Annotated in this window: 13 protein-coding genes and 1 tRNA gene; 7 read left to right on the top strand and 7 right to left on the bottom strand. The window is 62.5% G+C overall.

What is annotated here, in order from left to right:
- Positions 1-410: 410 nt before the first annotated feature.
- The 6 genes from AUC68_RS09865 to AUC68_RS09835 all read left to right on the top strand — a co-directional run bounded on the left by AUC68_RS09865 (position 411) and on the right by AUC68_RS09835 (position 6695).
- Entirely contained in the window at positions 411-1466 is a 1056-nt protein-coding gene (locus AUC68_RS09865) for an SRPBCC domain-containing protein (RefSeq protein WP_204377012.1), read from the top strand.
- A gap of 60 nt (positions 1467-1526) precedes the next feature.
- Positions 1527-1859 carry an ArsR/SmtB family transcription factor gene (locus tag AUC68_RS09860; protein ID WP_342027479.1) on the top strand — a complete coding sequence of 111 codons (333 nt, stop codon included), beginning with the start codon at positions 1527-1529 and terminating at the stop codon, positions 1857-1859.
- Between the two features lie 1307 nt (positions 1860-3166).
- Complete coding sequence (locus AUC68_RS09850) at positions 3167-4573, top strand: c-type cytochrome (RefSeq protein ID WP_069437502.1); 1407 nt, start codon at positions 3167-3169, stop codon at positions 4571-4573.
- A gap of 2 nt (positions 4574-4575) precedes the next feature.
- Positions 4576-5799, top strand: coding sequence for a hypothetical protein (locus AUC68_RS09845; protein WP_069437501.1), 1224 nt, complete (start codon positions 4576-4578; stop codon positions 5797-5799).
- Positions 5687-6148, top strand: coding sequence for a c-type cytochrome (locus AUC68_RS15960; RefSeq protein ID WP_244500504.1), 462 nt, complete (start codon positions 5687-5689; stop codon positions 6146-6148). Before AUC68_RS09845 ends, AUC68_RS15960 begins: the two co-directional genes overlap by 113 nt.
- Before the next feature lie 31 nt (positions 6149-6179).
- Positions 6180-6695 carry a copper chaperone PCu(A)C gene (locus AUC68_RS09835; protein ID WP_069437499.1) on the top strand — a complete coding sequence of 172 codons (516 nt, stop codon included), beginning with the start codon at positions 6180-6182 and terminating at the stop codon, positions 6693-6695.
- Positions 6696-7211: 516 nt separating this feature from the next.
- Here the strand turns inward: AUC68_RS09835 and AUC68_RS09830 are convergent.
- The 7 genes from AUC68_RS09830 to AUC68_RS09800 form a co-directional block, all read right to left on the bottom strand.
- Positions 7212-7287, bottom strand: a tRNA-Lys gene (locus tag AUC68_RS09830).
- 117 nt (positions 7288-7404) lie between these two features.
- On the bottom strand, positions 7405-8559 hold the full coding sequence (gene rodA / locus AUC68_RS09825) for a rod shape-determining protein RodA (RefSeq protein WP_069437498.1): 1155 nt from the start codon (positions 8557-8559) through the stop codon (positions 7405-7407).
- Positions 8556-10451: a penicillin-binding protein 2 gene (gene mrdA / locus AUC68_RS09820; RefSeq protein ID WP_069437497.1), complete on the bottom strand. Its 1896-nt coding sequence runs from the start codon at positions 10449-10451 to the stop codon at positions 8556-8558. The genes rodA and mrdA overlap by 4 nt, the downstream gene beginning before the upstream one ends.
- On the bottom strand, positions 10448-10957 hold the full coding sequence (gene mreD / locus AUC68_RS09815; protein ID WP_069437496.1) for a rod shape-determining protein MreD: 510 nt from the start codon (positions 10955-10957) through the stop codon (positions 10448-10450). Before mreD ends, mrdA begins: the two co-directional genes overlap by 4 nt.
- Positions 10954-12006, bottom strand: coding sequence for a rod shape-determining protein MreC (gene mreC, locus AUC68_RS09810; RefSeq protein ID WP_069437495.1), 1053 nt, complete (start codon positions 12004-12006; stop codon positions 10954-10956). Before mreC ends, mreD begins: the two co-directional genes overlap by 4 nt.
- Positions 12007-12097: 91 nt before the next feature.
- Positions 12098-13099 carry a rod shape-determining protein gene (mreB, locus tag AUC68_RS09805; RefSeq protein ID WP_280138548.1) on the bottom strand — a complete coding sequence of 334 codons (1002 nt, stop codon included), beginning with the start codon at positions 13097-13099 and terminating at the stop codon, positions 12098-12100.
- A gap of 421 nt (positions 13100-13520) precedes the next feature.
- Entirely contained in the window at positions 13521-15089 is a 1569-nt protein-coding gene (locus AUC68_RS09800; protein WP_069437493.1) for a 2-isopropylmalate synthase, read from the bottom strand.
- A 543-nt stretch (positions 15090-15632) separates the two neighbouring features.
- On the opposite strand from AUC68_RS09800, the gene AUC68_RS09795 reads away from it, so the two are divergent.
- Positions 15633-17414 (top strand): SLC13 family permease, encoded by a 1782-nt coding sequence (locus tag AUC68_RS09795; protein ID WP_069437492.1) that lies wholly within the window; start codon positions 15633-15635, stop codon positions 17412-17414.
- The last annotated feature ends 21 nt before the right edge of the window (positions 17415-17435 follow it).

Genomic DNA, 17435 nt, shown 5'->3' with positions numbered 1-17435 from the left:
GTTCATTGAGCCGAATAGCGCTGTTTCTGACCCAATCTTTCGGAGCCCGGCAGCCCGACCTGTTTCAACAGACCCACGACCAAGCTCACGTACTTATTCAACTGATCAGTTGAATAATGTCAATGGGTATCGGCAGGATTCCCAGGAATCTTGCCACAACTGACTGTGTTTGAATGTAATTTTGCCTCATTGCAGTTCGACAGACTGCCGCCGCAACGAGATATTATATTTAGCGGTTGAACGTTTAAGGTGCTGGCGAGTACCCTGCAGGCGGCATGATTTGGCGTGCCGAAAGAGGAACGGCTCACGGCCCAATGGGCGTCATTTGGCGGGAGTGTGTGGTGCCAACTAGGAAGCAAAATCCCGCAGTCGCGGTTACGCTCGTACGTAAGATCGAGTCGTCCCGCCAGATGGTGTTTGCGGCATGGACGCAGCCGGCGCTGCTTGTTCGCTGGTTTGCACCTGGCGAGAATGTGGTCACGGACGTTGAAGCGGACATCCGGGAGGGTGGCAGGTACCGCGTCGAAGCGCTCGACTCCGACAACCGGCCCTATTCGATTTCTGGCACATATCTTGAGCTCGTAGATGGCGAGCGCATCGTACTTTCGTGGAACTACGATGGGCCGGTCGCGGCATTGCGCACAAAGGCAACGCTTGTAACCGCAGACCTCCGCGAGATCAGCCCGATGCTGACAGAGCTTACCCTCACGCACGAGAAGAACCCCAGCCGAGAGGCTGCGGGACTCAACAGGGCCAACTGGAAGTCATGCCTTGCGAAACTCGAGGCCGCGAGTCAGTCGATTCGAGACAAGCCCGCGCTAGACGAAACCCCGAAGGATTTCTTCAGCGAAGGGCACAGAAAGATACAGGATCATTTCGGCACGCGCCGACTTGCAGACCGCCTCGGCTCATTGTCAGTTCATGATGAATTGAAAGCGGCCGACGCTGCCTTCATAGCCAGACAGAATATGTTCTTCATTGCGAGCAACGATCCTTACGGGCAGCCCAACTGTTCGTACAAGGGAGGCGCACGCGGCTTCGTGACGGTCGTCGACGAACAAACATTGGCCTTCCCCGACTACAACGGCAACGGCATGCACCTCACGACGGGCAACATCAGCGAGACATCCAAGGTCGGACTGCTTTTCATCGACTTTGAACGGCAGGCTCGCCTTCGCGTCTTGGGACGAGCGGAAGTCTCAACGGCGGACAGCTTGATCGAACGGTACCCGGGCGCACAGATGATCGTGCGTGTCCACGTCGAGTCCGTCTTTTCCAACTGCCCGCGGTATGTGCACAAGATGCAGCTCGTTGAGGAATCGGCGTTTATTCCAGGCGAGGCCAGCAACTCGCCGACCCCAGACTGGAAGCGTTTGCTTGCCGTCGCCGACGCTCTCCCTGAGTCGGACGCCGACGCGGCGGGCACCGACACGGATGGAGAAAAAGCAATGAACCGAGACAGCTAGGATATCGATCGGCAGGCGCATAAGGCGATGGTTCAGTATCACCGCAACCGATTGGACGACGTGTTCCATGCGCTGGCGAACGTTTCGCGGCGGAACATCGTCAGGATGCTGTCCAAGAAACCTTACAGGATCACCGAGCTTGCACCGAAATTCGACATGTCCCTTGCGGCCGTATCCAAGCACGTTCAGGCTCTGGAAAGAGCCGGAATCGTAGACCGCGAGGTCAATGGTCGCGAACATATTTGTCGGTTGAACGCGGATGCCCTCAGTGAGGCCCATGAGTGGCTGGACGCCTATCAAGGATTTTGGTCCGAACGCCTCGACGCTCTGCAAGACGTTCTCAAACAACACCGCCCCAAGCGTGGTGGCAAGATGTCGCCTGATTCAGACTAGGGCTCACGAGACATTCTGCATAGGCCGATAGCTAGCTCAGGCTCAGTGCGCAATCCTTGTCCGAAATACAGATGAGAGCCGACATGTTCGCCGAGCGTTGGCGAAGACGTCCGGCCCCTACCCGTCGACTATGTTGAGGCTTGGCGGAGCCAAGCGGAGAAATGGCGAACCGCTTGCTCGACGCGCTGGCAAAGTGGAACCAAGCTCTCGAAGCGGTTTCGCCGGTCCCATCCCCTAGCGATCGCGAGGGACAACGATGATCCCATCCGGTTTCCGCGCGATACCTCCCGACCGTTCGGCCGGCCAGATGCCTGCTCATGACCCAAAGCGGACATGTTATCGGAAACGTCGTCCGTATACGTCCCTGTGTCGGAAACGCCTACGGTGAGACGGTCGGATAGGGCTCAGTCGACGCTCGGATCGAGTGGTGCCCAGCTCTCCGCTGGAGGCAGGCCGTCGATATCGAAAAAAGCGATGGCGAATGCAAACGAACGGTTGGGTGCTGCATCGCCGCATTGGATCCAGAAGATATTTCTGCGCCGCAACAGGAAGTCTTCCCAATTCTCATTGCTGACGTAATTTGTCGCAGCGCGCGGAGGCGCCAACGTGGCTTATGGTCCCGCCATGTTGGGAGTGCGGAAGACGTCATGGATCCGAGTCGCCGTTGCCATCGCGTATGCGGCGGGGATGCTTCTGCTGCCGTTCTCACACCGTACGGTCGCGGCGCCCTCTTCCCCCAATGATCTCGTCGTCTACGCGTTGCCGGACGGAACGGTGCCCGTCATCTGTCGTAGCGGCCGTACCGCTGGATCGTCGGATACATCCACCCCGGCGACGGATAAGTGCCCCAAGGTCTGCGATGCCTGCCGGTTGACGGCCGCCCCGGGCCTCGGGTCGGTTCCAGCGATCCCCATTGCCCTGCGATCGTCCGTGGCCACCACGGTCCGCTATTGGGCCCTCGCCCGGGCTCCCGAGAACAGCGACTTCCCCTACGACGGACAATCCCGCGGTCCACCTCGGACCTAGTCGGCTTCTGCGTCTCCACAAATCAATCGTGTTTGGCTGCCGGCACACGCTCGTGCCCCGGCATGCCGCAGCATCGCTTGCTCCAAGTTCCCTTGGTTTGACCGCTTGGGCGCGGCTCTTGAGCTGACCCATCGGTCTGCCCTTCAGGGCTGTCCTCTTGGGCCGTCCTCCTGGGTTGCAAGCACGGCATCGCGAGTGGCTTGGCGCAGTCGGAGCGGCAGCACTGCGGTGCGAGACCGAATCACAACCGAACTCAAGTTCTTAGCTGGGGAAAAACAAGCATGCTTGGCATGTATCCAACCTTCTATGTGCCCTATATCGGCTCCGCGTGGGTCATGGGCATCATTGGCGTGATCCACGTGGTTGCGTCTCATACGTCGGTCGGCGCCGCGTTTCTGTTCGCGGTCTTGGAGACGAAAGCCTACCGCGACGATCAACCCGAGATCATGGGATTCATCAAACGCTACGGGGTGTTTCTACTCGTTTTCTCGTACATCATCGGCTCCATCACCGGTCCGGGCATCTGGTACGCGATCACCGTCGCAAGCCCGCGCGGCGTAAGCGGGCTCATTCACAATTTCGTCTGGGTATGGGCGGCCGAATGGGTCTACTTCACCGTCGAGGTCATTGGCGTCTACGCGCTCGTCTATCTTATCGGCAAGGTCGACCGGCTTACCCATCTCAAGCTCACTTGGTCGTTTGCCTTGGCTTCATGGGCCACGATGCTGCTCATTGTCGGCATCCTCTCCTTCATGATGTGGCCGGGAAATGAAGGCTGGTACCTGACGGGGTCCACCAACGACGCCTTCTACAACATCAACTTCTTCGCCCATCTTGGAGTCCGCACCGGCTCCATGTTCGTCATGGCCGCTGTCGTAGGCTTTATGGTCGCAGCGGGGATCAAGGACGAAGATCTGAAGCGGGGCGTCATCCGGGTTATCGCGCCGATTGGTCTGCTTGGCGGGCTCTTCTCGGTGATGATGTTTTTGTACTACCTGCAAACCCTGCCCACGAACGCCAAAGTCATGCTGCAGGCCTACCTGATCCCGGCCTATGCAAACACGATGATCGGCATCTTCGTGGCGACCACGGCGTATCTCGTCTTCGTGTGGTGGAAGCCGCACCGGCTCAAACTCTATATCGCGGTCCCGATGTTTCTGGCGATTGCGGTGCTGGGTGTCTGGCCCGAGGAGCGGATGCGCGAGAGCATGCGCAAGCCGTATGTGGCAGGGCAATACATCTACTCCAACCAAGTCATTGCCCGCGACGTACCCGGCAAGTCCATCCGTGGGGAGGTGGATCTCATTGCCGAAAAGGGGCTTCTCAAGCTGCATCCCTTCATCCCCGACCGGCTCCGTGAAGTCACGGACGACAACCGGCTCGAAGTGGGAGAGCTTCTAGCGAAGATCGCCTGCGCGAACTGCCATGCGTTGGAACCTGGAGCGCCGCTTCGCAGCATCCCCGACAAGCTCTACGGCTCGCCGGACAAGGACATGATTGCAGCCTTCCTTCGCGGTCCGCTCAAGCATGGAGCGGCGCCCTACATGCCGCGAATCGATCTACCGGACCAAGAAGTCGATGCTATCGCCGCCTATTTGGCGTCGGTGAACGCAGGCACGCTTGAGAAAAGTGCTGCAAGCCACACATCGGCGCCCATCACGGCATTGATAGAGCGCGAGGGGAAATAGCAATGGATATTGGAACCGTAATGAATGTCATGCGGGATCCCGCCGGGATTCCCGCTCATCCGGAGCTGTTCCGGATCTTGATGATCGTGACCTGGGTCTTTCATATTGCCTTTGTGACTCTCACGCTGGGCGCGGCGAGTCTCGCCATCTACGCGTTTTGGCGGCGTGACACGGGTCCATATTGGACGCGTCTGTCAATTGCCATGACCAAGGTCGCAAAGGTTGGCGTATCGCTATTGATCGTACTTGGCGTGGCGCCACTTCTCTTTACCCAGGTCATCTACGACCCACAATGGTACGCCTCGAACGTGCTGTCGGCGGGGTGGGCCATAGGGTTCATTTTTACACTGATTATCGCTTATTGCCTGTGGTTTGCCTTCTACTTCAGCAACAAGGAGGGCGCCAAGCGCCATATCGGCATATTCGCGGTAATTGCCCTTCTGCTCTTCTTGCTCGATGGGCTGATCATGCATGCATTGTCCTATCAGGCTCTGCTGCCCGGACAATGGATGGACTGGTATGCGCCCGATGGGGTCGTCGATACCCGCGGCGCTTATCTCCATGCCATACAGTGGCCGCGCTATTTCTTCATCATATCGCTCTCGGTCCCGGCGATCGGTCTCTACCTTCTCGCGTATGACGACTATCTGAAAAGCCGTCCGGACCTGCCGGAGGGCTATCTCGGCTTTGTGAGGCCGTTGGGCCGGAAACTCGGCGCCAGCGGCAGCTTGTTCGCTCTCATTCTGTTCGTCTGGTGGCAGTTCGACAATCCATCCGATTCCAATCTCATCGTACAGCCGGGCGGATGGGCCGTGGGTGCGGCTCTCCTCGTGCTGTGGTTCGAAGTGACGTTCTTCGCGGACAAGCTGCACGGCTATCTGCTGTTGTGCGGAGGATTGGTCGTTCTGTTGCTCCTGGCAATTTGGCGGGAGGTTGTCCGCGCCACTTACCTCAGTGCCTACGGATACTCGATCGTGGACCAGAAAATAAACGCGGATTGGCCGTCCTTGGCTCTGTTCTTCCTCACGCTTGCCGGCGTCGGAGGCCTTGTCGGAGGGTTTTATCTGTCGCTTCTATACCGGGCCGGCCGCGTGCAAGGCGTCTATCAGGCCGATCGCTCGATCGCCGCAATGGGAACAGGAGCGGTGGCGGTGCTGGCTGTTTGGATCGCTGTGTTCTTTCTCTACGGCATCGCAATCTTCATCGAAAACACATTCGCCTATTAATGGGAGGCAGTCTGATGAATTTCACCACACACCTGAAAACCGGACTTGTGATTGCCGCGATGGCGCTCGTTTCAGGTTCCGCCAAGGCGCAAATGGCCGACGCGGTGCAGGGCAAAAGCGCGCGGCTGTTTGCTTTGCGTGCCATGGCCAGAACGGCGTCTCCAAGGCGCCCGGCGTTCCGCATCTCGCGGGGCAGGATCGCGTATACCTTGAAAGGTCTCTGACTGCCTACAAGGGCGGCCAAGTTCGCCAAGATCCGACTATGACGTCCATGGCCAAGCCTTTATCGGACAGGGACATCGCCAACATAGCCGCGTATTTCAGCGGCTTGCCCCGTCGTGAAAAATAGAAACTGAGGAAGCCCACAAGGGAGTGAAACCATGGCTCGACCAAGTAGACATCGAGAGCGCAAGCCGGCGTGGCGTCTGGCCTTTCTGGTGCAACTATGCGTGCTCTCGATATTTCCACTCTATGCATTTTCTCACTCAGGCGCGGCGCCAATCTCGGTTGAGAATGCGTGGTCGCGCGCCACGCCAGGTGGCGTCAAAGTCGGCGTCGGTTTCGCTACGATAAGGAACCGCTCCGAACAGGACGATCGACTGGTATCGGCGACCACCGATGTGGCTGGCAAGACCGAGATCCATGAGATGACCATGGAAGGCGGCGTGATGAAAATGCGCCGGATACCGGATGGGCTGATGGTGCCGGCGGACGGCGAAGTCCTCCTCAAGCCCGGGGGCTATCACCTGATGCTGATGGATCTGAAGCAACCGCTTACGGAGGGGGATCAGTTCTCTGGTGTTCTTACTTTCGAGAATGCGGGTGCTGTGAACGTGATCTTCAGCGTTATGGGATTGGGAGCAGCGTCGACCGACGGTGCTCACAACCATCACTGACACGTAGCTTTCGACCAACGGAGCATCCGTATGCACTGGCCATTTGGCGTATCCATCCGCGCGAAGTCTCTCTCGAACAGAGGCGCTGCCGGCGACAGCGTTACGCGCACGGCGTCCACAGTCTTCTGGCTTTGGATTGGCTATCAGACCGTCAAGGGCATCATAACGACAACCGTAGTTTGGTTGCCGCTGCTCTACTACCTTCTGTCTTAGACAAGGACAGCGGGGTTGCTGAGCACCGACCACAATGATCGCACCTTTGCGCCTCTACGCCGCCGCACGGATCGCGCTGGACGGAAATCGTGAGCCTGGAGACATAGAGAAGGTGGAATGAGCTTTCTGAGTGGGTCGAGCCTCTGGCTTTGGCGCGAAGGGCGCATATCGCGCACGAAACACAAGGCCTGCCCGGATGACGGCAGCAGAAGTGCCCCGCTGCGACAGTAGCAATCAGCGTTCGCCCAAGGGGACGACGTATCGCTGCTACGGTTTCCTGGGGACGTGTGTTCCCCACAAGAGTGGTGGGCGCACAAGGACTCGAACCTTGGACCCGCTGATTAAGAGTCAGCTGCTCTACCAACTGAGCTATGCGCCCTCAGAGCCTGTCGTCGTGCGACGCGGCCCGGCGCTTCGGAAGCGCCAAGGGAGGTGCCTTTAGCACTCCGGCGGGCCGCCTGTCCAGGTCGCGCGAGCCAAAAATTTGCGGTTCGGGCTACCAGAGCCCGCCGAGCTCGGATTGGCGGAACGTGACCCTTCGATTGACATGCGCGTTGAGCACGAAACCCAAGCCGATCATCATGGTCAGCATCGAGGTGCCGCCGTAGGACACGAGCGGCAGGGGCACGCCCACCACCGGCACGAGCCCCGTGACCATGGCCACGTTGATGAAGACATAGGCGAACAGCGTCAGCCCCATGCCGCCCGCAACGAGCTTGGCGAACATGCTGCGGCACCTGAGCGCCATGAAGGTGATGAACGCCAACGCCAGCAGATAGAGCGCCAGCAGCACGACGGCGCCGACGAACCCCATTTCCTCGGAGAACATCGTGAAGATGAAGTCGGTGTGCTTCTCCGGCAGGAAGTTGAGCTGGGCCTGGGTGCCGTTCATGAAGCCCTTGCCGCTCAATCCGCCCGAGCCGATAGCGATCTTGGACTGGAGAATGTGATAGCCCGATCCCAACGGATCGCGTTCGGGATCGAAGAAGGTCAGCACGCGCTCCTTCTGGTAGTCGTGCAGCATCTCCCAGGCATGGGGCAGAGCCACGATCACACCCGCAATCGCCCCCGCGAAATAGAACCAGCTGACACCGGCCAGAAACATCATGCCCGCGCCGATGATCGCGAACAGCGCGGCAGTGCCGAGATCGGGCTGGGAGAGCGCGAGAAGAGCCGGCACGCCAATCATCAGGAGCGGCGGAATCAAGGCGTCAGGACGCCAGATCTTTTCCGGCGGGAGCCACTGATAGTAGCGCGCGATCGCGAGGACCAAGGCGATCTTCATCATCTCGGAGGGCTGAAAGCTCGCTTCGCCTACGCCCAGCCAGCGCCGCGCGCCCCCGCTCTCGACACCGATGAGCGGCACCAGCGCCATGAGCGCCAGCGCAAGTAGGAACAGGGGATAGGCCCCTTTCAGCCACCACCGTATGTCCGAAAAGGCGATGGCGAAGAGCAGCGCCAGGCCGAAGCAATAGCGCAGGACCTGGCGTGAAGCCCAAGGATCGAACGAGCCGCCGGCCACCGAATAGAGTGCGGCGATCCCCACGAGCACGATCGCTGTCACCAACGCCAGGAAGGGCCAGTTCAGCAGCAGAAGCTTCTTGGCGAGATCCAGCTTCACGGCCGGGGCTTGCGCGAACAGCATCCTCATCCGCCATCCTCCACGACGGCGATCCGGCCGGAGCCCGTCCCGGTGCTCGCGGCTGCAAAGACCGGGCGCTTCGCCGCGTCGCGCAGAAGCGCTTCGGTCATGACGTCCTTGACGATGGGGGCCGCGGCACGCGAACCGCCGCCGCCATGTTCCACCACGCACGCGGCCGCATAGCGCGGCTTGTCGGCCGGCGCGTAGGCGACGAAGAGCGCGTGGGTCTCGCGCTCATAGGGCGAGAGCTTGTGTTCGTTGCGGGCGTTCACGACCTGCGAGGTTCCGGTCTTTCCGGCCATCAGCACGTCGGGAATCTCCAGCGCCGAACGGCGGGCGGTCCCTCCCGGCTCGTTGACGACGCCGATCATCCCGCGCCGCACGATCTCGAGGTGTCCCGGATCGAGTTGCAGCAGCGGCCATTCGGGGTCCGGGGTCGTCCGGAGACAGGACGAGCTTCGGCAGTACGGCGCGGCCGGTGGCGACCCGCGCGCCATGACGGCGAGCTGGAGCGGCGTGGACGAGACGAAGCCCTGGCCGATTCCGGCGATGACCGTTTCGCCGCCATACCAGGGCTCCATGAGGTGCGCCCTCTTCCAGGCCACGTCCGGAATGATCCCCTGCTTCTGGCCCGGCAGACCGCAATCGTAGACCCGGCCCATGCCGAGGTGACGGGCGACGGCCGCGAGGTGGTCGATCCCCATGCGCTTCGCGGTCTCGTAGAAATACACGTCGCAGGACTGCTTGATGGCCTGGTGCACATTGATGCCGCCGCCATGGGCCTTCCAACAGCGGAACCGGGCGCGGCCGAGCCTGTAGACGCCGGGGCAGCGCATGGTCTCACGCGCGTCGATCACGCCGGCATGAAGCCCGGCCAGGGCCGTCACGACCTTGAAGGTGGAGCCCGGCGGATACTGACCGCGAATGGCCCGGTTCTGGAGCGGCTGATCCTGGGCGCGCGCGATTCGGGCCCACGCCTTGGGATCGACTTTGAAGACCACGTCATTGGGATCGAACGTAGGCGTCGATGCCAGTGCGAGGATGCCGCCCGTCTCGACATCGAGCACGACCACGGAGGCCACCCGATGCTCCTTCAGACGCTCCTGGGCCATGGTCTGCAGATGATGGTCGATGCTGAGCACCAGATCCTTGCCCGGCGTGCTCGGTGTCGCCCCCAGTTCGCGCACGACGCGCCCGCGCGAATCCACCTCGAACTTCTGGGTCCCCGGCGTGCCGCGCAGCTCTTCGTCGAACGTCCTCTCGCGCCCGACCGGCCCCGCGCGGAATCCGGGAAGCCGCATGACGGGGTCGAGATCGACCTCCCCCTTGCCGGCCATGCCCACATAGCCCACCAGGTGCGCCATGGGCCGCGCGTGATAATATTTGCGGTAGGCTGAGCGGTCGGTCTGCAGTCCGGGAATTTGCGGTGCCAGCACGTTGAGCAACGCGAATTGACGCCAGGTCAGCCCTTCGGCCACGAGCACGGGATAGTAACCGCTCTGGCGAACGGCTGCCCGCTTGACTCGGTCGCGCGTGGCCCGGGAGATCGGGACGATCCGCGAGAGCCTGTCGAGCGTTTCGGGCAGACTCTTGCAGAACGCCGGCAAGACGAGGAGGCGCAGGTTCTCCTTGTCCTCGGCCAGGAGAGCCCCGGTGCGGTCGCGGATCGATCCGCGCGACGGCGCCACGAGCTGGACCATCAGGCGGTTCTCGTCGGAGAGGAGCCGGTAGTCGGACGCGTCCTTGATCTGGAGCTGATGCAGGCGCCAGCCCAGCAAACCAAACAGACCGGCCTGCGCGCCGCCGACCAGAAGCGCGCGCCGCGAGAAGCGGTAGCTTTGCCTGCGGGCGTAGTCGGGCTTCTTTTTCGCGCCGTAGTGAAGCGCCCTCGACTTGCTCATGACGCGCTCCGGAAGATTCGGTGGCGCGTATGGCCGATGCGCCCGGTTTCGACCCAAAGCAGGCCATAGAGCACGAGCGGGAAGAAGACGATCGAGGCCGCGACGCCAAATGCGATCGGCCACCAATCGATCCAGCGGAGATAATAGAGACTTGCCAGGAGCCAGCCGAACAGGCCGAGCGTGCAGATGAGGGCCGTCCACGCGAGCCACTGAAGCCAGAGATCACGGCGCTCGCGGAAGGCGCCGGGCCTCAATCCGACCGTCGCGGCGATCAGGCACATCAGCGCCCAGAAGCCCAAGGGGCCGCCGCTGAGAAGATCGGCTAGCAGCCCCAGGACCGCCGCGGCCGCCGGATGAAGCTCCGTATCCGGAATCGCGCGCCAGCAGAACACCATCATGACCACCAGCAGCGGCAGAACGAATGTCGCGTCGGCCGGCAATCCCCAAGGCACGGCGGTGGCGATCACCGCTATCAACACGGAGAACGCCGGGAGGAACCGCGTCATCGCTCAGCTTGCGCCTGTCCCACGACAGGTGGGGATATGGAAGCCACAGGTGGAGACACGGAAGCGGCAGGGGCCGCCATGGAGGCGACGGGCGGCAACGGCACGGCTGGACCGGCCGCGGTCCGATCGTCCTCCGGCTCCGGTCGCGGCGCAGCGGACAAGGCCCCGCCCTTGTCGGCCACGACCGCAGGATCTGTGCGTTTGAGGGCCGGCGCGTCGAAGAACAGAACACTGACGACATCGAGCGAATTGAGCTCGGCGAATGGGCGGACCGTGTAGGCGCCGGGTTTGCCGGCGACCACGCCCACCCCCAAGGCCCCGCGGCAGGACGCCGTCGCTGCCCGAGGTGTAGACCTCATCGCCCAGCTCGATTTCCGCGCCCGCTTCCAGGAAGCCAAGCTGCAACTCGGCGCCATTGTCTCCGAGCGCCATGGCGCGGGCGCCTCTTGGCCCCACAAGAACGGGGATACGCTGTTTAGGTCGTTCAACAGGAGGACGCGCGCGACGTTGTCGCCCGCCTCCACCGTCCGCCCCACGAGCCCGTCGCCGTTGATCACGGCGTAACCGATCCGCACGCCATCCTGCCGCCCGAGATTGACCAAAGCGCTGCGGACAAACGGGCCGCGTGCATCGGCGATGACACGGCCCGAGGCATAGACGAGCGCGGGGTCCTCGGCCGCGTGCAGGAGCTTCCGCAGGTGTGCCACCTTGCGCTCCAGGAGCTGCGTCCGCCATCGCCACTGCTTGAGTTCGTCGTTCTCCTTGGTCAGCCGGTCGATTTCCTCGACCCCGTTCTGGTGAACACGGACGTGCAGACGGACGCGATCGATGGCGCGGCGCGCTTCGATGGCCGGCACTGAAGCCAGCTCCAGCAACGGCGCGGACAAGTCGACCAGCTCGTCGCGCGCATCCGCCAGGGCTCCATGACCGATCCGGCTCAGAACCAGGAGCACCGCGCAGAGAAAATAAAGGCCAAAACTGAGCAATTCGACCGGGGCCGTCCAGGAAGGCCGGTGTCTTTGGAACAGAGATGGGCTGCGCTTGGGCATTGGCGTTCAGTCTACTGAAGCACCCTCAAGGGGTGCCTTGTCCTCACCTAAGAGGCCTCGCGACTAGACGAAGCCATTATAACACATCCGGCTACGGTTTAATCAGGAGATCGGCCATCTCATCCAGCCGCTCGAGCGCGATGCCTGTTCCCCGGACAACGCTCCGCAACGGATCCTCCGCGATCTTGAATTTCACACCGGTTTCTTGCTGGAGGCGCACGTCGAGCTTCTCGAGCAGCGCGCCGCCCCCTGTCAGATAGATGCCGGATTCGGCGATGTCCGCCGTCAGCTCCGGCGGCACGTCGGCGAGCGCCTGACGAATACCTCCCACGATCTGCTGGATGGGCAGCGTCAGCGCGTCCGCGATCTCATGGGGCCCAAGCGTGATCTCCGCCGGGAAGCCGCGCTGCAGGTCCCTGCCCTTCAGCCGGATGGCCGCATGCGTGCCGTTCGCCTTCGCCACGGCCGAGCCGGACTCTTTTTTGACAACCTCGGCGTTGGGGACCCCGATCATCAGGTGATGCTTGAAACGCGCATAGTTGACGATGGCCTCGTCCATGGCGTTGCCCGCGGTGCGGATCGACTTCGAGTAGATCACGCTGCCCATGGACATGACGGCGATGTCGGTCGTGCCGCCGCCAATGTCCACCACCATGGACCCGCGTGGCTCATGGATCGGAAGGCCCGCCCCGATCGCGCCGGCCACGGGCTCGGAGATCAGGTAGACGCGCCGGGCGCCCGCCGAGAGCCCGGCCTCGTGGACCGCGCGGCGCTCGACGGAGGTGGCACTCGCCGGAACGCAAATCATGACCCGGGGGCTGCCGAACAGGCGCCGCTTGTTCCCACGGCGAATGAAGTACTTGATCATCTCCTCAGCCGCGTTGAAGTCCGCGATCACCCCATCGCGGAGCGGCTGAACGGTTTCGATCTTGGTGGGGGTCTTGCCGAGCATCGTCTTGGCCTCGTGGCCAGCGGCGATGACTTTCTGAACGTCGCCGCGCTGCTCGATGGCGACCACGGAGGGCTCGTCCAAGACAATCCCGCGTCCCGGCACATAGACGACTGTGTTCGCCGTGCCCAAGTCAATGGCCATGTCCGCGGAAGAGCCCAACCACGAGAACATACACCGCCCCACTCGCTCGCCCCGACGGCGAGCCTCAAACGCTACTGATATCCGCTCTGGGCCGCCGACCCGGCCGCCCGTGACGGACGAAGACATCCCGAACGACAGAAAACGCCCCCAATCAAGGGGTTCGCACTCCGCCGCAACGCGTAATATGTTGCGTCAAATCGGTCCCATGGGCAATGCGTGAGCTGGTTCTTTCGCAAAAACTTTTTACACCGCGCACGGACCGGTGGCAGAGGCGCGTCCGCACGCGCCACCTTAGAGCGCCGCCCGTCCGAAAATGCCCACATGCTGAGCAGCGGGACGTTGGACCGCCCCGGTCGGCCGCGACGGGATCCGCCGCGGCCGGTTGCCGTCGTGGGACACGCTCGAAAACGAGGCAGGCGCCCTAAGAGGCGAGCATGGTCTCCGGCTTCCGCCGTGCCTCGCGCGCCAGCAATTTGTTCAGAGCGCTGACATAGGCCCGGGCCGAAGCGACCATCGTGTCCGTGTCGGACCCCCGGCCCGTGGCGATCTTGCCGTCGGCCTCCAAACGCACCGTCACCTCGGCTTGCGCGTCCGTGCCCTCGGTCACGGCACTCACCTGATAGAGGGCCAGCCGCGCCTCGTGCGGTACGAGCGCGCGAATGGCCTGGAACGTCGCGTCTACCGGGCCGTCGCCGACCGCCTCGTACATATGCTGCTTGTCGTCGATGTGGAGCGTGATCGTCGCCTTCTGCGGGCCGCCCGTTCCGGCAATCACAGTCAGCGAGGTGACCCGGATGCGGTCCTGCGCCGAGGCGATCTCCTGGTCGACCAAGGCTTCGATGTCCTCGTCGTAGACATGCTTCTTGACGTCGGCCAAGCCCTTGAAGCGCACCGAAGCGTCCTCGAAGGCATTGTCGCCGAGCTCGTAGCCCAGTTCCTTCAGCTTCTCGCGGAAGGCGTGGCGTCCGGAATGCTTGCCCATTACCAGGGAGGATTCCTTCACCCCGACACTCTCGGGCGTCATGATCTCGAACGTGCCCGCATGTTTCAGCACGCCGTCCTGATGGATGCCGCTCTCATGGGCAAACGCGTTCCGGCCGACGATGGCCTTGTTGTACTGGACCGGGAATGCCGTCACCCGCGACACGAGCTTCGAGGCCCGGGTCAGAAGAGTCGTGTCGACGCCGGTCCACACGGACATCACATCCGACCGGGTGTGGATCGCCATGACAACCTCTTCCAGCGCCGCATTGCCCGCGCGTTCGCCCAGCCCGTTGACGGCGCATTCGACCTGGCGCGCGCCGGCGCTCACGCCCGAGAGGGAGTTGGCGACGGCCAGGCCCAGATCGTTGTGGCAATGGGTGGAGAAGACGATTTCGTCCGCGCCGGGAACCCGCTCCCGCAGCATACGGATGAGATCGCCGAACTCGTCGTGGTAGGCGTAGCCGACCGTGTCCGGGATGTTCACGGTCGTGGCGCCCGCCTTGATCGCGGCCTCCACGCAGCGGCACAGGAAGTCTTCTTCCGTGCGCGTTGCGTCCATCGCCGACCATTCGACATCGTCGGTCAGGCCGCGCGCACGGCTCACCGAGGCCGTCACCCGAGACAGGCACTCCGCCTCATCGATATCCATCTGGTATTTGCGATGAAGCGGCGAGGTGCCGATGAAGGTGTGGATGCGACCGCGCGCGGCAGGCCGGACGGCCTCGGCGCAGCGGTCGATGTCGCCCGGCTGAGCACGCGCCAGACCGCAGATGACGGCGTTTTTGGCCCGCCGCGCAATCTCCTGCACGCTTTCGAAGTCACCCTGGGAGGCGATCGGGAAACCCGCCTCGATGACATCCACGCCCATCTCGTCGAGGAGCTCGGCGACCTCCAGCTTTTCCTCGAAGGTCATCGTGGCGCCGGGGCATTGTTCCCCATCGCGCAGCGTGGTGTCGAAAATAATGACGCGGTCCTTTTCGTCGCGCGCTTTGGTGTCCGTATTCATGTGCTCGTCCTTAAAACGAATGGCGCTCGGTCAATTGTGACCGGATGAGCCTTTGACTTCGTGGGTTCGTTTCGCTGTCCCCTGACGCCCGCCTCGGTCGACCCGAGACTGCCGGTGCTCAGGGGCACATAAGGAGGAGCGGAAGGGCGCGCGCGCGCAGAGACGGCCGCGGTAGCGCAATGCCACCCAGCCCGTCACGATTCTGCTTCTCAAAGCGCTGCGTCATGAACCCTTCTCCGCGAAGGCCCTACGGAAGCCTGCGATGAGCGGAAAATAAGGTGAACCGCCAAGAAGAGCAAGAGCAAGACGCCGCATTGACCCAACCGGCATGATCGGGAATGTCCGGCGGACGGCAAGTTTGGCAAATTTGCCCCCTCGTCAACCGGGCCCGAAAACGCCAGGCCCGCCAAGCCTCTCTTCCATGGAGAGAACTCGCACAAGGACCCGGCACCATGGTATGCGGCGGCGGGACAGTCTCGTAGACAGGCGATGCAACATTGATCAAAGTCCGCGCAATCGCGGCAACAGGGCGGCAAACACCACTTGGCACAGTTCATCGACCAGTATCAAACCGGCATCGCGCTCACCATCCTGGCCGCGACGTTTTTCGCTTTCCTTTTCGAACGTTACCCGCCGTCCGTGGTGGCGACGGCCGGTGCGGCCGCTTTCCTCGTGCTCGGCTTGATCGACACGAAGGATCTGATGGGCGTGTTCTCGAACAGCGCGCCGATCACGATCGCTGCCATGTTCATCCTGTCGGGCGCGCTGGTCAGGACCGGCACCCTGGAAGCGGCCGCCTCGTGGGTCACGTCCCATGCCGAAGAGCGCCCGAAGACGGTCCTGGTGCTGTTTCTCCTCGGCACGATGGCCGCCTCGGCCTTCATGAACAACACGCCGGTGGTCATGGTGCTCATCCCTATCGCCGTGCGGCTCGCGCGCACGGTAAATATGGCACCGACGCAGCTCCTGATCCCCCTCTCCTACGCCGCGATCCTCGGAGGCACCTGCACGCTGATTGGAACCTCGACCAACCTGCTGGTCGACGGCGTCGCGCGGCAGCAAGGGCTTCCCGCCTTCTCCATCTTCGAAATCACGCCGGTCGGTCTCGTGGCGGCGGTGGTGGGATGCAGCACGATGCTGCTCCTGGCGCGCGTGCTCTTGCCCGCGCGCATGAGCGCGGCGGACCTGATGGACGAAGAAGGCAAAGTGCATTTCCTGACCGAGCTGACGGTGTGCGACGGCTCCCGCTTTTCCGGAAAGACCCTGGGCGAAATCAAGGAGTTGAACCGCGATGGGATCCAGCTCCTGGCCGTGTACCGTAACGGCAAGGCGAGCCGCGATACGCTCGCCGACCATGTTCTCGAGGCCGGCGACCGCATCGTCATCCAAGCCACCATGCCCGAGGTGCTCACGCTGCACGGCGAACGCGGATTCGACATCCTTGGCGTTGGCGGTGGCGAGACCGACCGGGATCACATCATCGTCGAAGCGGTGCTGGCACCGGGCCGCGGGACGCACCACACGGTGACAGCCATGCGGCTCGGGCGATTTGGAGTCCGCCTCCTCGGCATCAGCCGTCATCGCTACCTGCCCGGCATCGACCTCGAGTCGGTTCAACTGCGCGCCGCCGACCGGATTCTCCTGGAAGGCACGCCCGAGGGGCTGGCCGCGGCCGCCGACGAAGCGGATTTCATCAACATGTCCCAACCCCGCTCCCGGAGCTTCCGGCGTAAGAAGGCCCCCGTCGCGATCATTACCCTCGTCACCGTCGTCTTGCTGGCCGCCTTGAAGTTCATGCCCATCGGAGGCCTGGCCGTGCTCGGCGTGGCCGCCATTCTGCTGCTGCGATGCATCGATGCCGAGGAGGCCTGGGAGTCGATCAATGGCGGCATCCTGGTCTTGATCTTCGCCATGCTCGCGATCGGCGTCGGCTTGGACAAGACGGGCGCGGTGGAGGCCATCGTGGGCGCGATCGAACCGGTATTGGGCCGGAACTCGGGCTATGTGCTGCTCGCGGTCGTCTACTTCCTGGCTGCGGTTCTGACCGAGCTTATCACCAACAACGCCGTGGCCGTGGTGCTGACCCCCATCGCTATCGGTTTGGCCGAAAGTCTTGGCCTCGACTCGAGGCCGTTCCTCGTCGCCATCATGATGGGCGCGAGCGCCAGCTTCGCCACGCCCATCGGTTATCAAACCAACACGATGGTCTATGCCTCGGGCAACTACCGCTTCAGCGATTTCCTGCGCATTGGCGTCCCGATGAACATCATTGTCGGCGCCGCCACTTGCTTGGCGATCGCCTTGTTCATGCCGCTCTCGAAGTGAGCGCGCGAGCGTTCTTCAGAC

Origin of the sequence: Methyloceanibacter methanicus (assembly GCF_001723285.1) — a bacterium.
Classification (GTDB): Bacteria; Pseudomonadota; Alphaproteobacteria; order Rhizobiales; family Methyloligellaceae; genus Methyloceanibacter; species Methyloceanibacter methanicus.
Note: the sequence above shows the minus strand (reverse complement) of the source record. Positions and strands in the feature narration are given on the sequence as shown.